The 1,768-nt window shown below is 53.8% G+C and carries 1 protein-coding gene and 1 pseudogene; both read left to right on the plus strand.

The window, feature by feature from the left end:
• Nucleotides 1-406, plus strand: a pseudogene (locus D8U73_RS01055) (hypothetical protein); the annotation flags it as partial.
• A gap of 427 nt (nucleotides 407-833) precedes the next feature.
• Nucleotides 834-1,768, plus strand: a 935-nt coding sequence (locus D8U73_RS01060; protein ID WP_153188970.1) for a TolC family outer membrane protein, incomplete at its 3' end; no start/stop codon positions are given.

A 1,768-nucleotide genomic window follows, 5' to 3' on the forward strand; every position in this document is an offset into this window, starting at 1 on the left:
TTACGTAGGATTTAGGGGGATTGACAATCGAAGCGGTACAAGCACTGGGGGTAACATACGGTATGGGCTCGGTACCGATGGAGCGGGTAATAAGATTGGTTGGTACAGAATTATCATGCTCAATCCCAGCGCCAATGGTGGAACGGGCTATGTCAAATATTCCGCGAACCTTACTACCTGGACGACTTTAGCAGGTACAAACGCTGGCGACTTGAATACCTTCACTGGTTCAAATACGACCTATGCCGTTAATCCTACCAATAATGGCACCGCTCCTCCACAGGCCATTACCAGCGCCTCCCTCGACCTGACCGTGACGCCAACGATTGCGCCAAGGAATACCCTAGACACCAATAACGCGATTAATTTGGATGGCTCGGCCACTATCGAGTTGGTCTATCTGTGATTTTTAGCCCGCCGGTGCTGCAGGCGACCTCAAGATGAATCCGGTTCGTCTGCGCGACGGTGGGTTGCAACCTTAATAGTAATGCATCAGGCCATCCCCCTCCCATGACATACCCTGGCTTGCCTTTCACTGGGTAACGGGCCGTATTGGCGAGGGGGAGAGAAGGCAACCGTCGGTGTCGCCACATCCGTATTGCTGCTCAATCGGCGCGGTTCATACCTGGCCGCCATCCGTGCGACACCTGAAGCTGAATGCGAAGGTATTGCTGGCTCGTATCAGACGTAACTACGGGTTCTTACTGCCGCTCGAATGCATTCGCGAACAAGCTTATCACCTCCTTACCTAACCGCGTCTTGACGCTGTAATGGTGGCGCCATTCTTAGGTGCAAAATTTTTCACGGTTTTATACATGTTTAGGAATCATCACATGCTGCGCAAATTTTCACTGGGTATTGCTGTGTTTTGTGCATCCAATACCATGCCCTGGGCAGCTGAAGCTCCGTTGTCAGCCAATAATGATCTGGTGAGCGTCTATCAAGAGGCTGTAGCAAACAACGCTGATCTCGCTGCCGCCATCGCCCAGTATGGCGTGCAGAAGGAAGTCGTACCGCAAGCTCGCGCCGGGCTGTTGCCCAATCTGTCCGGTAGCGCAGAAACTGCCAGTGTTCGCACCTCGATCGACCAGCCTTCGGCTGCTGCAAATCGCTACGAGCATTCGTACCAAGCCACCCTGGCGCAACCGCTGTTTCGTGCCGATCGCTGGTTTCAGTTCCAGGCGGCCAAGGATGTGAATGAACAGGCGGCGCTACAGCTCTCAGCAGCCCAGCAAAACCTCATTCTGCAAACCGCAGACAGTTATTTTAATGTGTTACGTAGCCAAGATAATCTGGCTTCGACCAAGGCCGAAGAGGCCGCGTTCAAGCGCCAGCTCGATCAGTCCAATGAGCGTTTTAAGGTTGGCCTCGCGGATAAGACCGATGTGCTGAACTCACAAGCTAGCTACGACACGGCACGGGTCAACCGCATCGTTGCCCAGCGCCAGGTGGATGATGCTTTCGAAGCCCTGGTGAACCTCACTAACCGGCGATACAACGCGATCTGGGGTATTTCCCATAGTCTGCCGATCCTACCGCCAGCACCAAACAATGCTAAGGATTGGGTTGATACCGCGGCTCAACAAAACCTCAATCTGCAGGCCAGCAACTATGCAGTCAGTGCCGCCGAACAAACTCTTAATCAGCGCAAGGCTGGCCACGCACCAACCGTCGATATGGTCGCTCGGTACGAGAAAGGCGACAATGATGCATTGGGGTTCAGCAACCCCAGCGCGTTGGGTCAACCGTACAAAGGCGATGTCGCGCA

Origin of the sequence: Pseudomonas sp. Sample_22, from assembly GCF_004307635.1 — a bacterium.
In the GTDB taxonomy this organism is placed as follows: Bacteria; Pseudomonadota; Gammaproteobacteria; order Pseudomonadales; family Pseudomonadaceae; genus Aquipseudomonas.